At 72.2% G+C, this 16253-nt stretch carries 12 protein-coding genes; 10 read left to right on the top strand and 2 right to left on the bottom strand.

Translation table 11 applies throughout. The features are described 5' to 3' along the window. Positions 1-92 precede the first annotated feature (92 nt). From RAN62_RS01830 to RAN62_RS01785, 10 genes are all read left to right on the top strand, one after another. Positions 93-797, top strand: a complete 705-nt coding sequence (locus RAN62_RS01830) for a pyrimidine reductase family protein (protein WP_438874460.1) — start codon at positions 93-95, stop codon at positions 795-797. A 24-nt stretch (positions 798-821) separates the two neighbouring features. Beyond that, positions 822-2588, top strand: coding sequence for an ATP-binding protein (locus RAN62_RS01825; RefSeq protein ID WP_305782647.1), 1767 nt, complete (start codon positions 822-824; stop codon positions 2586-2588). 9 nt (positions 2589-2597) lie between these two features. Continuing rightward, on the top strand, positions 2598-3749 hold the full coding sequence (locus tag RAN62_RS01820) for an exonuclease SbcCD subunit D (RefSeq protein ID WP_305782646.1): 1152 nt from the start codon (positions 2598-2600) through the stop codon (positions 3747-3749). Next, positions 3746-6235 carry an AAA family ATPase gene (locus RAN62_RS01815; protein ID WP_305782645.1) on the top strand — a complete coding sequence of 830 codons (2490 nt, stop codon included), beginning with the start codon at positions 3746-3748 and terminating at the stop codon, positions 6233-6235. Before RAN62_RS01820 ends, RAN62_RS01815 begins: the two co-directional genes overlap by 4 nt. Positions 6236-6314: 79 nt before the next feature. Next, the gene (locus RAN62_RS01810) at positions 6315-7292 is read left to right on the top strand and encodes a hypothetical protein (RefSeq protein WP_305782644.1); all 978 of its coding nucleotides are present in this window, start codon (positions 6315-6317) and stop codon (positions 7290-7292) included. Between the two features lie 467 nt (positions 7293-7759). Continuing rightward, the gene (locus tag RAN62_RS01805) at positions 7760-8437 is read left to right on the top strand and encodes a sigma-70 family RNA polymerase sigma factor (protein WP_305782643.1); all 678 of its coding nucleotides are present in this window, start codon (positions 7760-7762) and stop codon (positions 8435-8437) included. Beyond that, positions 8437-9219, top strand: coding sequence for an anti-sigma factor family protein (locus RAN62_RS01800; RefSeq protein ID WP_305782642.1), 783 nt, complete (start codon positions 8437-8439; stop codon positions 9217-9219). Before RAN62_RS01805 ends, RAN62_RS01800 begins: the two co-directional genes overlap by 1 nt. Positions 9220-9473: 254 nt before the next feature. Continuing rightward, the gene (locus RAN62_RS01795) at positions 9474-10193 is read left to right on the top strand and encodes a COG4315 family predicted lipoprotein (protein WP_369077132.1); all 720 of its coding nucleotides are present in this window, start codon (positions 9474-9476) and stop codon (positions 10191-10193) included. Between the two features lie 135 nt (positions 10194-10328). Then, complete coding sequence (locus RAN62_RS01790; RefSeq protein WP_305782640.1) at positions 10329-11111, top strand: DUF4142 domain-containing protein; 783 nt, start codon at positions 10329-10331, stop codon at positions 11109-11111. 83 nt (positions 11112-11194) lie between these two features. After that, positions 11195-12406 carry a Pecanex-like protein 1 gene (locus tag RAN62_RS01785; protein WP_305782639.1) on the top strand — a complete coding sequence of 404 codons (1212 nt, stop codon included), beginning with the start codon at positions 11195-11197 and terminating at the stop codon, positions 12404-12406. Between the two features lie 358 nt (positions 12407-12764). On the opposite strand, the gene RAN62_RS01780 is transcribed toward RAN62_RS01785, so the two are convergent. Both RAN62_RS01780 and RAN62_RS01775 read right to left on the bottom strand, forming a co-directional pair. Then, the gene (locus tag RAN62_RS01780) at positions 12765-12899 is read right to left on the bottom strand and encodes a hypothetical protein (protein WP_305782638.1); all 135 of its coding nucleotides are present in this window, start codon (positions 12897-12899) and stop codon (positions 12765-12767) included. Positions 12900-13122: 223 nt separating this feature from the next. Next, complete coding sequence (locus tag RAN62_RS01775) at positions 13123-16197, bottom strand: putative bifunctional diguanylate cyclase/phosphodiesterase (protein ID WP_305782637.1); 3075 nt, start codon at positions 16195-16197, stop codon at positions 13123-13125. Between the last annotated feature and the right edge of the window lie 56 nt (positions 16198-16253).

The following is a 16253-nucleotide window of genomic DNA, read 5'->3' as shown; positions in this document are numbered from 1 at the left end:
TCGCGGGGAGAAAGCCCCGGTCGCGGGGAGAAGCCCCGGTCCATAGACACGGCACACTCGCCTCGGACGACCGGCGCGCCGGCCGCCGTAGCCTGGGCGGCGTGTTCTCCACCGACGAGCTGCTCGAGCGTTATCCCCGCCACACCGAGCCCACGCTGCGCGTCAACTTCATCGCGAGCGCCGACGGCGCCGCCACGGTCGACGGCAAGTCCGCGGGGCTGGGCGGCCCGGGCGACAAGCAGATCTTCGACACGCTGCGGATGACGTGCGACGCGCTGGTGGTGGCGGCCGGCACGGTACGCGCGGAGAACTACGACGCCTTGCGGCTCGACGAGCCCGGGCGCGCCTGGCGGCGTACGCAAGGGTTGCCGGAATTTCCTTTGATGGTCGTCGTGTCGGCGTCGCTCGAGCTGGACCCCGCACAATTGGTCTTCGTGGACGCGCCGATCCGGCCCCTGGTCGTCACCCGCAAGGGGGGAACGCCCCCGCCCGGCCTGGCCGATGTGGCGGAGATCATTGAGGTGGGCGACGACGCGGTCGACCTCGCCGCTATGGTGGCCGGGCTGCACGCGCGCGGCGCCACCCAGCTGCTCTGCGAGGGCGGCCCGCATCTGCTCGGTGCGCTGGTCGCGGCCGATTTGATCGACGAGTTGTGCCTTACCGTCTCGCCCGTGCTGACCGGGGGCGGCGCGGGCCGCATCGCCACCGGTCCGGACGGTCCGCCGAGGCGCATGGCGCTGCGCAGCGTCCTGTCGCGGGAGGACATGCTCTTCCTGAGGTATGCCCGGAGCCGCTGAAGATTGTCGTACCCGTGGTGCACCATGATCCGCGTGTTCGAGGAGGGGTCGATGGAGGAAGCCAGTGAGCCGGTCGGTCGGGTGCTGGGCACCGCCGACGCCACCCCGTTGCAGTTCTGGACGGCGGTGACGCCGGGGAGCTACCTGCAGCTCGACGACGTCGTGGTGACCACCCGTGACCTGCCGGACCGCGAGCCGGTGACGATCGCGGGCGTGGTCACCCAGGTCCGCGCGCGGCACGAGGGCGCCCAGTTCGACTCGGACGTGTTCGCGATCGCCGACGGCACCCTGCCCGCGCTCGTGCAGGAGGCCGCCGAGATCACCACCACGCGCGTCGACCCCGAGCTCTACGTCCCGCCCGCGCCCGGGGCCGTGGTGCAGCGCGCTTCCGGCGAGGCCCGCGACGCCGCGCTGCACTTCGACCGCATGGAGCGGCGTGTGCCGATGGGCACCGGGCGCGACGGCGTCCCGGTCTTCCTCAACGCCGACTTCCTCGACGGCACCCGCGGGGCGCACGTCTCCATCTCCGGCATCTCCGGCGTGGCGACCAAGACCAGCTTCGCGACCTTCCTGCTCTATTCGGTCTTCCGGTCCGGGGCCCTGGGCGCCGACGGCACCAACGCCCGCGCGCTGATCTTCAACGTCAAGGGCGAGGACCTGCTCTTCCTCGACCACGAGAACACCAAGCTCGACGACAGCACGGTCGCCGGTTACAAGCTGCTCGGACTGCCGGCCGGCGCCTTCCCCGACGTGCGCGTCTATGCCCCGCCCCGGGCCGGCGACTCCTCCGGCGCGCCCGACGTCAACAGCCGGCTCACCGGCGTCGACAGTTTCTACTGGACGCTCGAGGAGTTCTGCGAGAAGCGGCTGCTGCCCTATGTGTTCGCCGACGCCGACGACGAGCGGCAGCAATACACGATGGTGGTGCACTCGGTCACCGCGCACCTGGCCCGGCACGCGGTCCCGGCCGAGGGCGGCATCAGCATCGACGGGCGACGGCTGGGATCGTACGGGGACATGGTCGACCACATCGTCGATCAGCTGACCGACGACGAGACCCGCTCCACGTGGGCCGGCAGCGCGGTCAACATGGGCACGGTCAACGCGTTCGCCCGCCGCCTGATCGGCAGCAAGCGTGACCTCTCCCGGCTGATCCGCGGCGACCTGGCCGCCCGCCGCCCGCACCAGATCAAGACGGCCGAGAGCGCCCAGGTGACCGTGGTCGACCTGCACAACCTGCCCGACCGCGCGCAGCGGTTCGTGGTCGGTGTGACGCTCAAGACCGAGTTCGAGGACAAGGAGAAGTCGGGCACCGGCCGCCCGCTGCTCTTCGTGGTGCTCGACGAGCTCAACAAGTACGCCCCGCGCGAGGGCTCGTCGCCGATCAAGGAGGTGCTGCTCGACATCGCCGAGCGCGGCCGCTCTCTGGGCGTGATCCTCATCGGCGCGCAGCAGACCGCCAGCGAGGTCGAGCGCCGCATCGTCACCAACTCGGCGATCCGGGTGGTCGGCCGGCTCGACCCCGCCGAGGCCTCCCGCCCGGAGTACGGCTTCCTGCCGCCCGCCATGCGCCAGCGCGCGCTGCTGGCCCGCCCGGGCACGATGTTCGTCAACCAGCCCGACATCCCGGTGCCGCTCTGCGTGGAGTTCCCCTTCCCCGCCTGGGCGACCCGCAAGTCGGAGTCCGGCCCGCCGCCCGCGGGCACGATGCGCTCGATCGTCCAGGGCGCCGATCCGTTCGCGGTCGTGGGGGGCCGCAGCGGCTCGCCGGACGACGACATTCCGTTCTAAGGTTCCGCGATGCGCATCCTGCACACCTCCGACTGGCATGTCGGAAAGGTCCTCAAGGGACGCGACCGGCGCGACGAGCACATCCGCGTCCTCGCCCAGATCGTCGAGATCGCCCGGGCCGAGCGGCCCGACCTGGTGATCGTGGCCGGCGACCTCTACGACACGGCCGCGCCGTCGCCCGCCTCGACGCAGATCGTCACCCGGGCCCTGTCGGCGCTGCGGCAGACGGGCGCCCGGGTCGTCGCCATCGGGGGCAACCACGACAACGGCGCCGCGCTCGACGCCCTGCGCCCGTGGGCCGACGCCGCCGGGATCGAGCTGCGCGGCTCGGTGCGCGACAAGCCGGAGGACCTGCTGATCCGGGGCAAGACGGCCGAGGGGGAGCAGTGGCAGCTCGCCGCCCTGCCCTTCCTGTCGCAGCGCTACGCGATCCGAGCCGTCGAGATGTACGAGCTGACGGCGGCGGAGACCGTGCAGACCTACGCCGACCACATCCAGCGCCTGATCGCCCGGATCGCGGAGAGCTTCGACGAGCCCGGCACGGTCAACCTGCTCTCCGCCCACCTGACCGTGGTGGGCGCGTCCACCGGCGGCGGCGAGCGGGAGGCGCACACGGTCATGGGCTACGCGGTGCCGGCGACGGTCTTCCCCGCCAACGCCCACTACGTCGCGCTCGGCCACCTGCACCGGTCGCAGCGGGTCATCGGCCCGTGCCCGGTGCGCTACAGCGGCAGCCCGCTGGCCGTCGACTTCGGCGAGGAGGAAAACGTCAGCTCGGTCGCGATCGTGGACGTCGGCACGACGAAGGCCGCCCAGGTGCGCGATGTGCCTGTCACGGCCGGGCGGGCTCTGCGTACGGTCCGGGGCAGCCTGGACCAGCTCGCGACGGTGAACCTTCCGGACGCCTGGCTCCGTGTCTATGTCCGGGAGGCGCCGCGGGTGGGGCTGCGGGAGGACGTGCAGGAGCTGCTGCCCGACGCGCTGGAGATCCGGATCGACCCGGACATGGTGCCCGACCGGGCCGGCGCCCGGATGGCCCAGCGGGCCGGCCGCTCGCCCCGCGAACTCTTCGGCGACTACCTGGACAGCCGCGAGAACGCCGAGGAAGGCGTGCGCGAACTCTTCGACGAGCTCTACGACGAGGTGAGCAGCCACTCATGAGACCGCTGCGGCTCGACATGGCCGGCTTCACGGTGTTCCGCGACGAGACCACCGTGGACTTCACCGACGCCGACTACTTCGCCCTGGTCGGCCCGACCGGCTCGGGCAAGTCGACGGTGCTGGACGGCATCTGCTTCGCCCTCTACGGCACGGTGCCCCGGTGGGGCGGTGCCCGCGGCATCAGCAACGCGCTCGCGCCCTCGGCCACCGAGGCTCGGGTGCGGCTCGTCTTCGAGTCGGCGGGCTCGCGCTATGTCGCCACGCGCGTCGTGCGCCGCGACGGCAAGGGCAGCGTCAAGACGGCGGGCGCGGCCCTGCAGCTGATGCCGCCCGGCTTCGACGTGACCCGGCTCGACACGGGGATGAGCCTCGACGACCTCGGGGACGTGCTCGCGGGCACCCCGGCGGAGATGGACCGGGCGGTGGCCGAGGCGGTCGGGCTGCCCTACGAGCAGTTCACCAGCTGCGTCATCCTCCCGCAGGGCCAGTTCGCCGACTTCCTGCACGCCAAGCCGGCCACCCGGCAGCAGATCCTCGTCAACCTGCTCGGCCTGCACGTCTACGAGGAGGTGCAGAGCCGCGCGAGCGCCCGGGCGACCGACGCCGAGGCGAAGCTGACCGTCGTCGACCAGGCGCTCGCCGGGCTCACCGACGCCGACGACGAGGCGGTCGCCGCGGCGGAGGCCCGGCTGACGGCGATGCGTGAGCTCACCGCGGCCGTCGAGGAGTCGGTGCCCCGGCTCAAGGCCGTCCGCGACCGGGAGGGCGAGCTGGCCGCGGTGCGCGACGCGGTGGCGGCCGAGCTCGCCGCGCTGTCCCAGGTCCGCACGCCGGCCGGCAGCACCAAGGTGGCCGAGGCCGCGACCGCCGCGCGGACCGAGGCCGAGCAGGCGGCTGCCGGCGTGCGCGCGGCGGAGGAGCACGAGGAGAAGGTACGCGGGGAGCTCGCCGCCGCGGGCGACGCCGGCTCGCTCGGGCTGCTGCTCGACCGGCACGTGGAGTACGACCGGCTCGTCGGCCAGGCCGAGTGGTTCGCCGGTGAGGTGTCCGTGGCCGAGGTCGAGCACAAGGACGCCGTGGCCGCGGCCGAGCTGGCCCGCGCCGCGCACCTGGGCGCCGATCAGCTGCTCGAGCAGGCCCGCCTGGAATACGCCGAGGCGCAGACGCGGGACCGGGCCGCCGCCCTGCGCGCCCACCTCACCGCGGGGCACGAGTGTCCCGTGTGCGAGCAGACCGTGGCGACCGTGCCCGCGATGCCCGCCGGGTCGGCCGTGCAGGCGGCCGAGCAGCAGGGCAAGGCCGCCCGGGCCGCGGCCGACGTGGCGGGGACGGCCTTCAAGCAGCGGGACGCCGTGGCCCGCGAGCTGGAGCGCGGGCTGGACCGCAAGCGCGCGCAGTACGAGCATCACAAGTCCCGGCTGGCCGAGGTCAAGGCGGGCCTGGCCGGCTCGCCCGGCCAGGAGGCCCTGCGGGCCCGGCTCGCCGAGCTGACCAAGCTGCAGCGCAAGCTCGACGACGCCGGGGCGGAGGTGCGGGCGGCGCGCGAGGCCCAGCGCCGGGCCCAGACCGCCGCCGCGCAGGCCGAGGAGCGGCAGCGTTCGGCGTGGCGGGCGTTCGACGTGGTGCGCGACGGGGTGGCCCGCTTCGCCCCGCCGCCCGCCGACCGCGACGACCTTGCCGGCGCCTGGAGCACGCTCGTCGACTGGGCCCAGGAGTCCGCGCGGCAGCGCGAGCAGGCCCGGGCCGAGGCCGCCGCCGCCGTCGAGACCGCGCACGCCGAGACCCAGCGGGTGCGGGCGGAGATCGTCGCCCTCTTCACCGACGCGGGGCTGCCGGCCCCGTCCGGGGCGGACGACGCCGGTCTGATCCGGGCGGCCGCGGTCGCGGCGGAGCGGGCCGAGGCGGCGTGGCAGCGGGTGTCGGACCGGCGGGAGCAGGCCCTGGCCTATGCGGAGCAGCGGGCCGGGCTGGTCCGGCAGAGCCGGGTCGCCAAGTCGCTCGCCGGGCACCTGCGGGCGAACAACTTCGAGCGCTGGCTGCTCGAGGAGGCGCTGGACCTGCTGGTCGACGGCGCGTCGCGGATCCTGCGCGAGCTGACCGGCGGGCAGTACGACCTCGAGCACGACAAGGGCGAGTTCTACGTGGTCGACCATCACGACGCGGGCCTGCGCCGCGGCGTGCGCACCCTGTCCGGCGGGGAGACCTTCCAGGCCTCGCTGTCGCTCGCGCTGGCCCTGTCGGAGCAGCTCGCGGGCATGTCGACCACCGCGGCCAGCCTCGAGTCGATCGTCCTCGACGAGGGCTTCGGCACGCTGGACGCGACCACGCTCGACGTCGTGGCGGCCACCCTGGAGAGCCTGGCCGCCCGGGGCGACCGGATGGTGGGCGTGGTCACGCACGTCAACGCGCTGGCCGAGCGGGTGCCGGTGCGCTTCGAGGTGCACAAGGACGCGCGGACGGCGTACGTGGACCGGGTGGGCTTGTGACAGGTGCACGCGGAGGCCCGCTCGCCGTGCGCCGGCCGGGTGGGCTTGTGATCGATTCCGAGGCTGAGGGGGCCGGCCGGTGACGCGGATGTTCGTGGACGCGTGGGACCCGTCGTACGGGGCGTCGTTCGAGGGCGGGGACGCCGGCGAGGGTCCGGCGTCGCCCAGCACCGCGCAGACGGACACGAACACGGACGTCGAGGTGCCCGCCGCGCAGTGGGCGCCGATCGACGTGCCGGCCGGGCTCCGGGCGCCCGACGTGGTGTTCCTGGTCGACGGGGTGCGCCGCAACGACGCGGGGTTGTGGACCGCGGAGGAGGACGGCCAGTCCTATGCGGGGCTGGCTGCTTCGTACGCGGCCGGGGTCGTGCGCTGCGACCTGCGCAACGGCGTCGCCGAGCTGGTGGGCGCCCGGATCGCGCGCGGGCTTTTCACCGCGAGCCCGTCGGCGGCCGATCTGCAGGCGGGATCCGTGCGCTACGAGGTGCACCGGGTCAGCGGGACGGGCGAGGCGAGCAAGCTGCCCGCGGCGGTCCAGCCCCCGCTGACGGCGTTCGAGATCGAGATCTCCGGCGACGCGCGGGCGCACGGCTCGGACGGCGCCGATCTGCTCGTCGTGGACGGCCCGCTGCGCAACCGGCGGCAGCTGCCCCGCACCATCGGGTACGTGAAGACGCAGCAGAAGCAGTATCTGCCCGCGTCACTGACCCCGGTCGTCACCTCGCTGCGACCCGGGCAGCGGACGCCGGTCTTCCACATCGGGACGACCTGGGGCAGCTGGTCGTGGTACCTCCGGCTGCCCGGGGCCTCGGGGGCGCCGTGGTCGGGCATCGTGCGCGTCGAGTGCTCGCCTGACCTCACGCCCGAGCAGGCGATCGAGCTGGCCGGGCTGTCGGGGGCGACGCTGCCGCGGTTCGCGTCGTCGGCGTACAAGGATCCGCGCGCGCCGCAGAATCTGGTGCCGATCGCCGGCCTGGAGCGGCGGCTGCGCGGCCTGCTGGGCGACGCCCGGGTGCTGCACCGCGCGCTGACCCTGGCCACCGCCCGCCTCCGATGATTCGGGCGGATTGGTACCTTCTGGCGGCAAGCGCTGGACCTGCTCACCGCTATCGGCGTATTACTCAATGCGAGTGCGGAAACGGCATTTTGCCACCCCCCGTGGCTGCCTCGTGACGCACCGCTGATTCAGTATCCGCCGAGCGTGTGGGATGCGCACCGAGCGTCTGTCGGCGGCGCCTTGTCGCTGAGTATTATTCGCAAGCCCCGCGGTCAGCATCGGCTGTTGTGGATTCATGGCCCCGTGAATTCCGCCGGACCCCGGGGTGGAAGCGCCCTTTCGCGCGCCTCCCGCCGGCCGCCTTTCGCGAGCTTGCGGGGCGTGCCCCAACGCGCCTGGAACCGGAGGAACCTCTTGCGACTGCGCGGACGGTCGATGGCACCGGAATTTTTCCCGCTCGCTTTGATCCCGGCCGGGCCCGCCGCCCGTACTAGGGGCGACGGGGAAAGCACCGGCAGGAGGAATCGATGCATGCGACAGTCATGGAGCGGCTCACGCCAGAGGGGGTGGGCGGCATGACGCCGCAGCGATCCGGAGGCCGGTGGCAGGCTCTCGACGGAGGCCGTAGTGCGGACAATGGTGACGCAGTGATGCCCCGACAGGCCCGCCATGAGGCCGGGTCGTCGACCGCGAGCCACGAGGACACCCTCGTGCGCATGCTCTATGAGGAGCACGCGGGGCCGCTGCTGATGTTCGTCCTCCGCCTGACCGGTGGTGACCGGCAGCGCGCCGAGGACATCGTGCAGGAGACGCTGCTGCGGGCGTGGCGCAACGCGCACCGGCTCGGTGCCCAGGGGCAGCAGTCGCTGCGGCCCTGGCTGGTCACCGTGGCCCGGCGCATCGCGATCGACGACCACCGCAGCACCAGCGCCCGCCCGCCGGAGACGTACGACCGCGAGCTGGAGAGCTTCCCCAGCCAGTCGGACGACACCGACCGGGTGCTCCAGATGATGACCGTCACCGACGCCCTCAAGGCGCTCAGTCAGTCGCATCGGGAGATCCTGGTGGAGACTTACTTCCGTGGCCGGACCGTTCCGGAGGCCGCGGAGGTGCTTGGTCTGCCGCTCGGCACGGCCAAGTCGCGTGTGTACTACGCCCTGCGGGCCCTGCGGACGGCCCTGCAGCAGCGGGGGGTGACTGAGTGATGACGCAGGATCAGCATTTCGACGTCGCGTCGTATGCGCTGGGGGTGCTGGACGAGCGTGACGCCGCGCGGTTCGAGGACCATCTCATCGACTGCCCGGCGTGCGCGATCGAGCTCGAGTCGCTGCTGCCGGTGGTCGACATCCTCTCCGAGGTCGACGCCGACGCGCTGGTCGCGACCGAGCAGTCCCGCAAGGACGGGGTGGTGCTCAAGCAGATGATCGGCGAGGTACGCCAGGAGCGGCGCCGGGCCAACAGCCGGCGGCTCTACTCCCTGGCCGCCGCGGTGGTCGTCTTCGCGATGCTCTCCATCGGCGCCCTCTTCGCCGGGGCCAACTGGCTCGCGCCGACGAAGACCGTCCCGGAGGCCGCCGCCAGCACCGCGCCGGTCGACGCGGGCAGCAAGGAGCTCGACCCGCTGCCCAATCCGGACGTCGGCCTCGGCGGCCTGGACCTCGGCGGCGACGTGCACGACGCCACCGACAGCCGCACCGGCGTCGCCGCGCTGGTCGGCTTCGAGGAGAAGGACTGGGGCACCCAGATCTCCTTCGCGGTCTCCAACATCAAGGGCCCCAAGGTCTGCAAGCTGGTCGCCACGCGCACCAACGGCGAGACCGAGACCCTGTCCACCTGGAAGGTGGGGGAGAAGGGCTGGGGCACCGCCGAGCAGGAGCAGCCGCTGCTGCTGCAGGCCGCCACGTCGCTGCGCCGGGACGAGATCGCTCTGGTCTCGGTCCAGGAGGTCACCGACAAGGGTACGGAGACCTTGGTCAAGGTGTCCTGACTTTCAGGGAAAGAAGTTTCGGAAAGCCCGGCCCCCGGCCGGGCTTTTTCGTGTTCACGAATGGCAGTCGGCCGATTACTCGGCGCCACGGAAAGCGTGACAGGGCCTCTTCTTTACGGACCACGGCGCCCCAGGGTTCAAAGAAAAATCCGGGAAATTGATCGGGCTGTTTTTCAACCTCCCCGGCGTCCCTCTGCGTACTACAGCGCGGACACGGATGTGACTGATCAAGGTGGAGGGCTCTCGTGGTACCGGTGAAGCGAAAGGTGATCGTCGTCAGCGCCGCGATCGCGGCGGCGTTCGCGCTGCCCGGTTGCGCTCCGACGGGCTACAGCGGCGACAGCGGTGGTGGCAGTGACGCCGCCGATTACGGTGCACAGCCGGCCGCCAACGCGGTCGACGCCACGCCGGGCGCGACTCCCGGCGCCACCCCGGGCGCGACGCCGGGGGCCGAGACGGACGAGGGCGCCGAGGCGGACAGCGACGCGCCCGAGCTCAGCGACGACGAGGTGACCACCGAGCTGACGGCCAAGAAGGTCGCGCGGATGGGCGAGACCGTCCAGAACCAGGAGGGCTTCGTCCTCTACCGCTTCGACAAGGACAAGGCCAAGCCCGAGGCCGTCTCCAACTGCTACGACGACTGCGAGAAGGTCTGGCCGCCGGCCGTCATCAACAAGGGCGAGACGCCCAAGCTGGAGGGGGTCGACGCGGACGCGGTCGGGACCGTCGAGCGCAAGGACGGCACGCTGCAGCTGACGCTCGACAACTGGCCGCTCTACACCTACATCGGGGACAAGAAGCCCGGCCAGTGGAAGGGCCAGAACGTGGCCTCGACCTGGTTCGTGATCACCCCGGAAGGCAAGAAGAACCTCACCTGCCTGCCCGCGCCCTCGAAGGCCGTTGCCCCGCCCGCGGACGACGCCGAGGACGACTCGGCCGACGCCGGGGACTCCGGTTCGGACTACAGCTACTAAGCCATAAGTTCGCCTTAATTCGTTTTCCCCGCGGCCCTTTTCCATTGCGGCGCCGCAGCACGGCTCCTAGCGTTTCCGGCGTTCGACGCAAGCCCGCCGGAATCGTTTCCCCCACCGTTGTCGGAGGTGTGAAAGATGACTCCCGTCCGCTCGTCCCGCCGGTCTCAGCGCTGGCTCGTGGGCGTCCTGGCGACGACCCTGGCCTTCCTGCTGGCCCCGGCCGGCACGGCCAAGGCCGCGGACGGGGTGCCGGTGCCGCCGGAGACCGGCCTCTCCAGCGACGGCAAGGGCACGGTGTCGGCCGCCGACCGGGACTTCGTCATCAAGGTCCGGCTCGCCGGCCTGTGGGAGGTCCCGGCGGGCAACATGACGCAGGAGAAGTCGGAGGACCCCACCGTCCGGAAGGTCGGCAAGGAGATCGCCCGGCAGCACGTCATCCTCGACAAGCTGGACGTCGCGGTGGCCAAGCAGCTCGGAGTGCAGCTGCCCAACCTGCCGAACAACGACCAGCAGGGCTGGCTCAACGAGATGGCGGCGGCGAAGACCAGCCAGCAGTTCGACCAGATCTTCATCGACCGGCTCCGGGCGGCCCACGGCAAGATCTTCCCGGCCATCGCGACGATCCGGGCCAGCACCCGCAACGACTCGGTGCGCAAGCTGGCCCAGCAGACGAACCAGTTCGTCGCGACGCACATGACGCTCCTGGAGAGCAGCGGCATCGTCGACTACGGCGCGCTGCCCACCGCTCCCGCCCCCGCGGCGGGCTCCGGCCCCGTGCCGGTCGACAGCGCGATGCTCGCCTCGGCGGCCAGCTCCGGCGGCGTACCCGGCGTGAGCACCTCGGTCATCCTGCTCGTCCTCGCCGGAGCTCTCGTGGCCGGCGTGATCACCACCATGCGCATCTTCCGAGCGCGCTAGCCCGCTCGGCCCAGCCAGATCCAGGCATCACCCCCGGCGGTCGGGAACGGCCCGCCATGTGTGGACACAGAAAGGTGTCAGCAATGCGAAGGTCGCAGTACCGGAGAGAATCCAAGTATTCGAAGTGGTTCACCGGTCGGCGCCGGATCATCGCCGCGGCGGCCACCCTGGTCGCTTTCGGTGGCATCGTCACCGTCACGCAGGTGTCGGATGCGAGCACGAAGCGGAACAACATCAAGCGCGCTTCCGCTGTGTGCGACAACATCCAGGCGCCCAAGCGCAGCAAGTTGTCGACGGAGACGAAGTCGGGCACCTACACCACCAACAAGGGGCGGGTCACCCAGCACGCCGACGACGGTGCCGGTGACGTTCCGACCACCGAGCAGCTGCGCACCCGCTGCCGCCAGTGGATGAACAACAACGGCGGCGGCAAGGGCAACAACGGCGGCAACGGCGGCAACAACGGCGGCGCCAGCCCGGCTCCCTCCAACAGCACCGCGGCCGGCGAGACCGGTGGCAACAACGGGGGGAACAACGGCGGCAACACCGGTAACAACGGCGGGAACAACGGCGGGAACAACGGCGGCAACAACGGTGGCGGCGCCACGACCCCGCCTCCCGGAGCCGGCCTGGGCATCCTGACCAACACCTGCGAGACCAGCCAGCTCGACCCGCACGACGGCTTCCAGATCGGCAACCGCTGCGTCTCCACCGAGTTCGGTGAGGTCGGCGTCGCCGCGAACAACCCGTCGCTGCTCATCACCGAGGCCCCGACCAACGTCGGCGTCAACGAGCCCTTCACGCTGCGGGTCAGCACCCGCAACCTGATCCGCGACCGCTTCCTCGCGGCCGGCCAGGGTGGCTACTACGTCGAGTCGGCGGTCCTGCAGGACGGTCTCACCCGCGGTCACTTCCACACCGCCTGCCGCATCCTCCCGAACACCAACGAGGCCCCCGACCCGTCGCCGGTCCCCGCGTTCTTCGTGGCGACCGAGGACAGCCAGGGTGGCGCGGCTCCCGACACCGTGAGCATCCAGGTCCCGGGCCTGCCGCAGGAGGGTCTCTTCCAGTGCGCCTCGTGGGCCGGTGACGGCTCGCACCGCATCCCGATGGCCGAGCGCGCCAACGAGACGCCCGCGTTCGACGCGGTCCGCATCGAGGTCGGCGGCGGCGCCGGCGACAACGGCGGGGACAACGGCGACAACGGTGGCGACAACAACGGTGGCGACAACGCCGGGGACAACAACGGCGGCGGCGACAACGGCGGCGACAACAACGGGGGCGGCAACAACTGACCCGGAGCCCTGTCGCACCCGGCCAGCCGAACCCGCGGGGGCCGCGCCTCACCCGGCGCGCCCCACCGGGACCCCCCATCGGTGACCCGGACGCCGTCCATCCCCCTGAGGACGGCACCCGCGGCAGGCGGGACGAGCGCGGAAACGGCTGACGAAAGGAGGCGCGGGACCGGCTCGGCCCGAGGCACCAGCTCCGCCACCGGGTGACGCGGACCGACTCGGGTGTCCGCCCACCCTCCCCGATGGCCCTGACCGGGAGCGCGGTCAGGGCCATCGGCATGCCCGCACCGAACAGCCTCCGGTGGTGAGCGGGAATATGTGACTGCCGTCGGCTCGAGGCACGTCTTCGAGGGCACCGTCACCTCTGTTCGACAGCCGGCTTTTCCAGGTCGGCCACCACCTCGTCGAGTTCGCGTCGGGCATTCGCAGCATCGATGCCCTGCCACCAGCGGGCACCATGGATGCGTCCGGCCAGTCGATCCGGATCCCGCACGAGCTCAGCCTGTCGATGTCCAGGGCGCGGAGAGATGACGACCGCGTAGATGCGAGTGCCCGCCAGCAGCACCTGCTTTGATAAGCGCCTGGGTACGTCGCGGCGTAGGTGCCGACGGAGTCGTGCAGCTCGGCCGCCAGGTTGCGCAGGCGCTCCTGCTGGCGCCGCCGGAACCTCGGCACCGTCGCGAGTGTCGGGTTGGAGTGCTGACGGCGACTGCCGGTCAGGCGGCCGCTTCGGTGTGGTCGCCGCTCACGCGGGGGTTGCGGAGCCAGGACAGCGCCTCGGTCTCGCCCAGCGGCGGGGAGTAGTAGTAGCCCTGGCCCAGCGGGCAGCCCAGGCGGCTCAGGATGCCGCGGTGGCGGGAGTGTTCGATGCCCTCGGCCACCACCGTGAGGCCCAGGGACTGGGCCAGGGAGACGATGCCGCTGACCAGGGCGAGCTGCTGCTTGTCGGAGACCATGTCGTCGATGAACATCTTGTCGATCTTGAGGACGTCTATCGGGCGCTGGCGGAGGTAGCCGAGCGACGAGTAGCCCGTGCCGAAGTCGTCGATGGCGATGCGGACGCCGAGGTCGCGGAGGGTCGCGAGGTCGGTCCAGATCTGCTCGTCGTCGCCCATGAGGAGGGTTTCGGTGATCTCCAGCATGAGGGCGTGCGGGGGCATGCCGACGTACTCGAGGGACTGCCGCACCTGGTCGACGAAGCCCGGCTGGCGGAACTGGCGCACCGAGACGTTGACGCTCACGTAGGGGCGGCGTACCCGGGGCAGGATGCGCCACCACTGGGCGACGGTGTGCAGGGCCTGGTCGAGGACCCAGCGGCCCATCGGGACGATGAGCCCGCTCTCCTCGGCGACCTCGATGAACTGGTCGGGCGAGATGATGCCGCGGACCGGGTGGGCCCAGCGCACGAGGGCCTCGAAGCCGACGACCTCGTCGTTGCTGAGCTTGACGATGGGCTGGTACTGCAGGATGAAGTGGCCCTCGTTGACCGAGTGCTCCAGCGCCGAGCGCAGCTCCAGCCGCTCGACCATGGCGGTGTGCAGGTCGGCGCGGTAGCGGCGCCACTGGTTCTTGCCGGCGCCCTTGGCGACGTAGAGGGCGAGGTCGGCCTGGCGCAGCAGCTCGTCGGCGTTGTCGGCCTCGGGCGTGGTCGTGATGCCGATGCTGGCGTTGGCGAAGAGGGTCGCGCCGCCGGCGACGGGAATCGGCTCGGCCAGCGCGGCCAGGATGCGGGCGGCGGTCTCCTCGACGGCGCCGGGGTCCTGGACGTTCTCGACCAGGGCCGCGAACTCGTCACCGCCGAGGCGGGCGGCCGTGTCGTCGGCCCGCAGGGCGCCGGCGAGGCGCTCGGCGACGGCCTTGAGCAGCAGGTCGCCGACCGCGTGGCCCTGGGTGTCGTTGACGATCTTGAAGTCGTCGAGGTCGAGGAAGAGCACGCCGACCACCGAGCCGTCGCGGGCGCCACGGGCCAGGGCGTGGGTGAGCCGGTCGGTGAAGAGCACCCGGTTGGCCAGCCCGGTCAGCGAGTCGTGGAACGCCTGGTGGGTCAGCTCGCGCTCCAGGCGGGCCCGCTCGGTCACGTCGCGCAGGGTGATGACCAGCCCGGCGACGGTCGGGTCGGCGCGCAGGTCACGGCCGTGGAGTTCGAGCATGACCTCCGTACGCCGCCGGCCCACCGCCCGGAAGTCCACGCCCTCGGCCACCATGTCCCCGGCCCGCACCGCCCCGAGCACCCCGTCGAGGCGCCGGCGGTCGCCGGGGTGCACCAGCTCGGGCAGCAGCACGCCCACGGGGTCGCCGCCGAGCACGTGGCCGGCGGACGGGCTCGCGTACCGGATGCGGTTGTGGTCGTCGACGATGAGGATCACGTCGGACGTGTTCAGGACCAGGGTGCGGAAGTAGGCCTCGCTGTTGCGCCGGATGACCTCCTCGCTCAGCGCGATGCGCTCGAGGGCGAGGGCGACCTGGGTGGCGAGCACCTCGACGGCGCTCTGGAGCCCGGCGAGCGCCCATTCGGGGCCGCCGACGTGCAGGACGCCGACGAGAGGGTCGCCGGCGGGCCGGTCGGAGAGCACGAGCGGGCAGCGCAGCACCGCGGGGAACTGGGACATGCGGGTGGCTACGGCCCAGTCCAGTTCGCGTACGGACACCAGCCGGGCCGCCGTCCCGGTCGCCCGGTCGAGGGCCATCTGGTTGGCGGTCTCCGGCGCGATCGGGGCGCCCGGGGCGGCGTACGACATCGCGAGCACGACCTGGTGCGGCGTGTCCGCGGGCAGCAGCTGGCCCAGCGCCCGGCGCACCGCCTCCCCGACCTCGTCGGCGTCGGCGGCCGACACGAGCGCCGCGGAGGCCTCGCGCAGTCCCCGCTCGCGGGCGATCGCCTGCCGGTGGCTGGCCATGACGCCCGCCATCCGGGCCAGCACCAGCAGGAACGTGACGGCGCTGAGCGCGGCGTTGACCATCAGGTCGGGGACCGTGCCGTCGGCGGACACCTGGACGACCAGCACGACCGGCGCGATCAGCGAGGCGACCGCGAGCGGGATCAGCCGGATGCGGCCGAGCTCGCCGGTGCTGGTGACGCCGGCCCGGGTCAGCTCGGTCATGGACGGGTGCAGCGCGGCCAGCCCGGCGGCGGCGAAGAACGGGATCCGGCCGAACGACGCGACCAGCGCGGCGTGGTCGCCGAACGAGGTGGCGTTGACGATGTCGGAGCCGAGGAGGGCGAGCGTGCCCAGGGTCAGCAGGGCCGCGGACGGGAGACGGCGGCCGGTGGCGAGCAGGAGCCGGGTGAGCGCGGCGAGGCAGAGCAGGTCGCCGATCGGGAAGAGGACGGCGAGGATCCGGTCGACGGTGTGCAGGCCGGGTTCGCGTACGTGCGGGCCGATGACGAACGCCCAGGTCAGCAGGGCCACGCCCGAGGTCAGGGTGAGCGCGTCGAGGAGGCCGCCGCGGTCGGGGCGCCCGCCGGTGCGGTAGCGCACGAACATCAGCAGGACGGCCGCGAGCAGCGGATAGATGCCGAGCAGCAGCACCATGCCGGCCGTCCGCAGCAGCCCCGCGCCGCCGGTGAACATCGTGGCGCCGAGCGCGGCGAGCCCGGTCCCGGCGGCCAGCAGGTACCAGGGCGAGCGGCGTTCCGGGTTCAACGCCCGGACAGCGAGCAGGATCACGGCTACCGTGGAGGCGCCCGCGAGCAGCCGGACCGGGCCGCGCGCGGCGTCCACGAAGGTGAAGGCCACGCCGAGCAGCAGCATCCAGACGCCGAAGACGGCGGCGGTGAGCCGTGTCGGCATGCTGCTCCTTCGCGAGTCGGCCGGGCGGGTGACACAGACCTGATCGGGTGCCCGTT

The sequence above is a fragment of the Symbioplanes lichenis genome, assembly GCF_030709675.1.
GTDB classification, from domain to species: Bacteria; Actinomycetota; Actinomycetes; order Mycobacteriales; family Micromonosporaceae; genus Actinoplanes; species Actinoplanes lichenis.
Note: the sequence above shows the minus strand (reverse complement) of the source record. Positions and strands in the feature narration are given on the sequence as shown.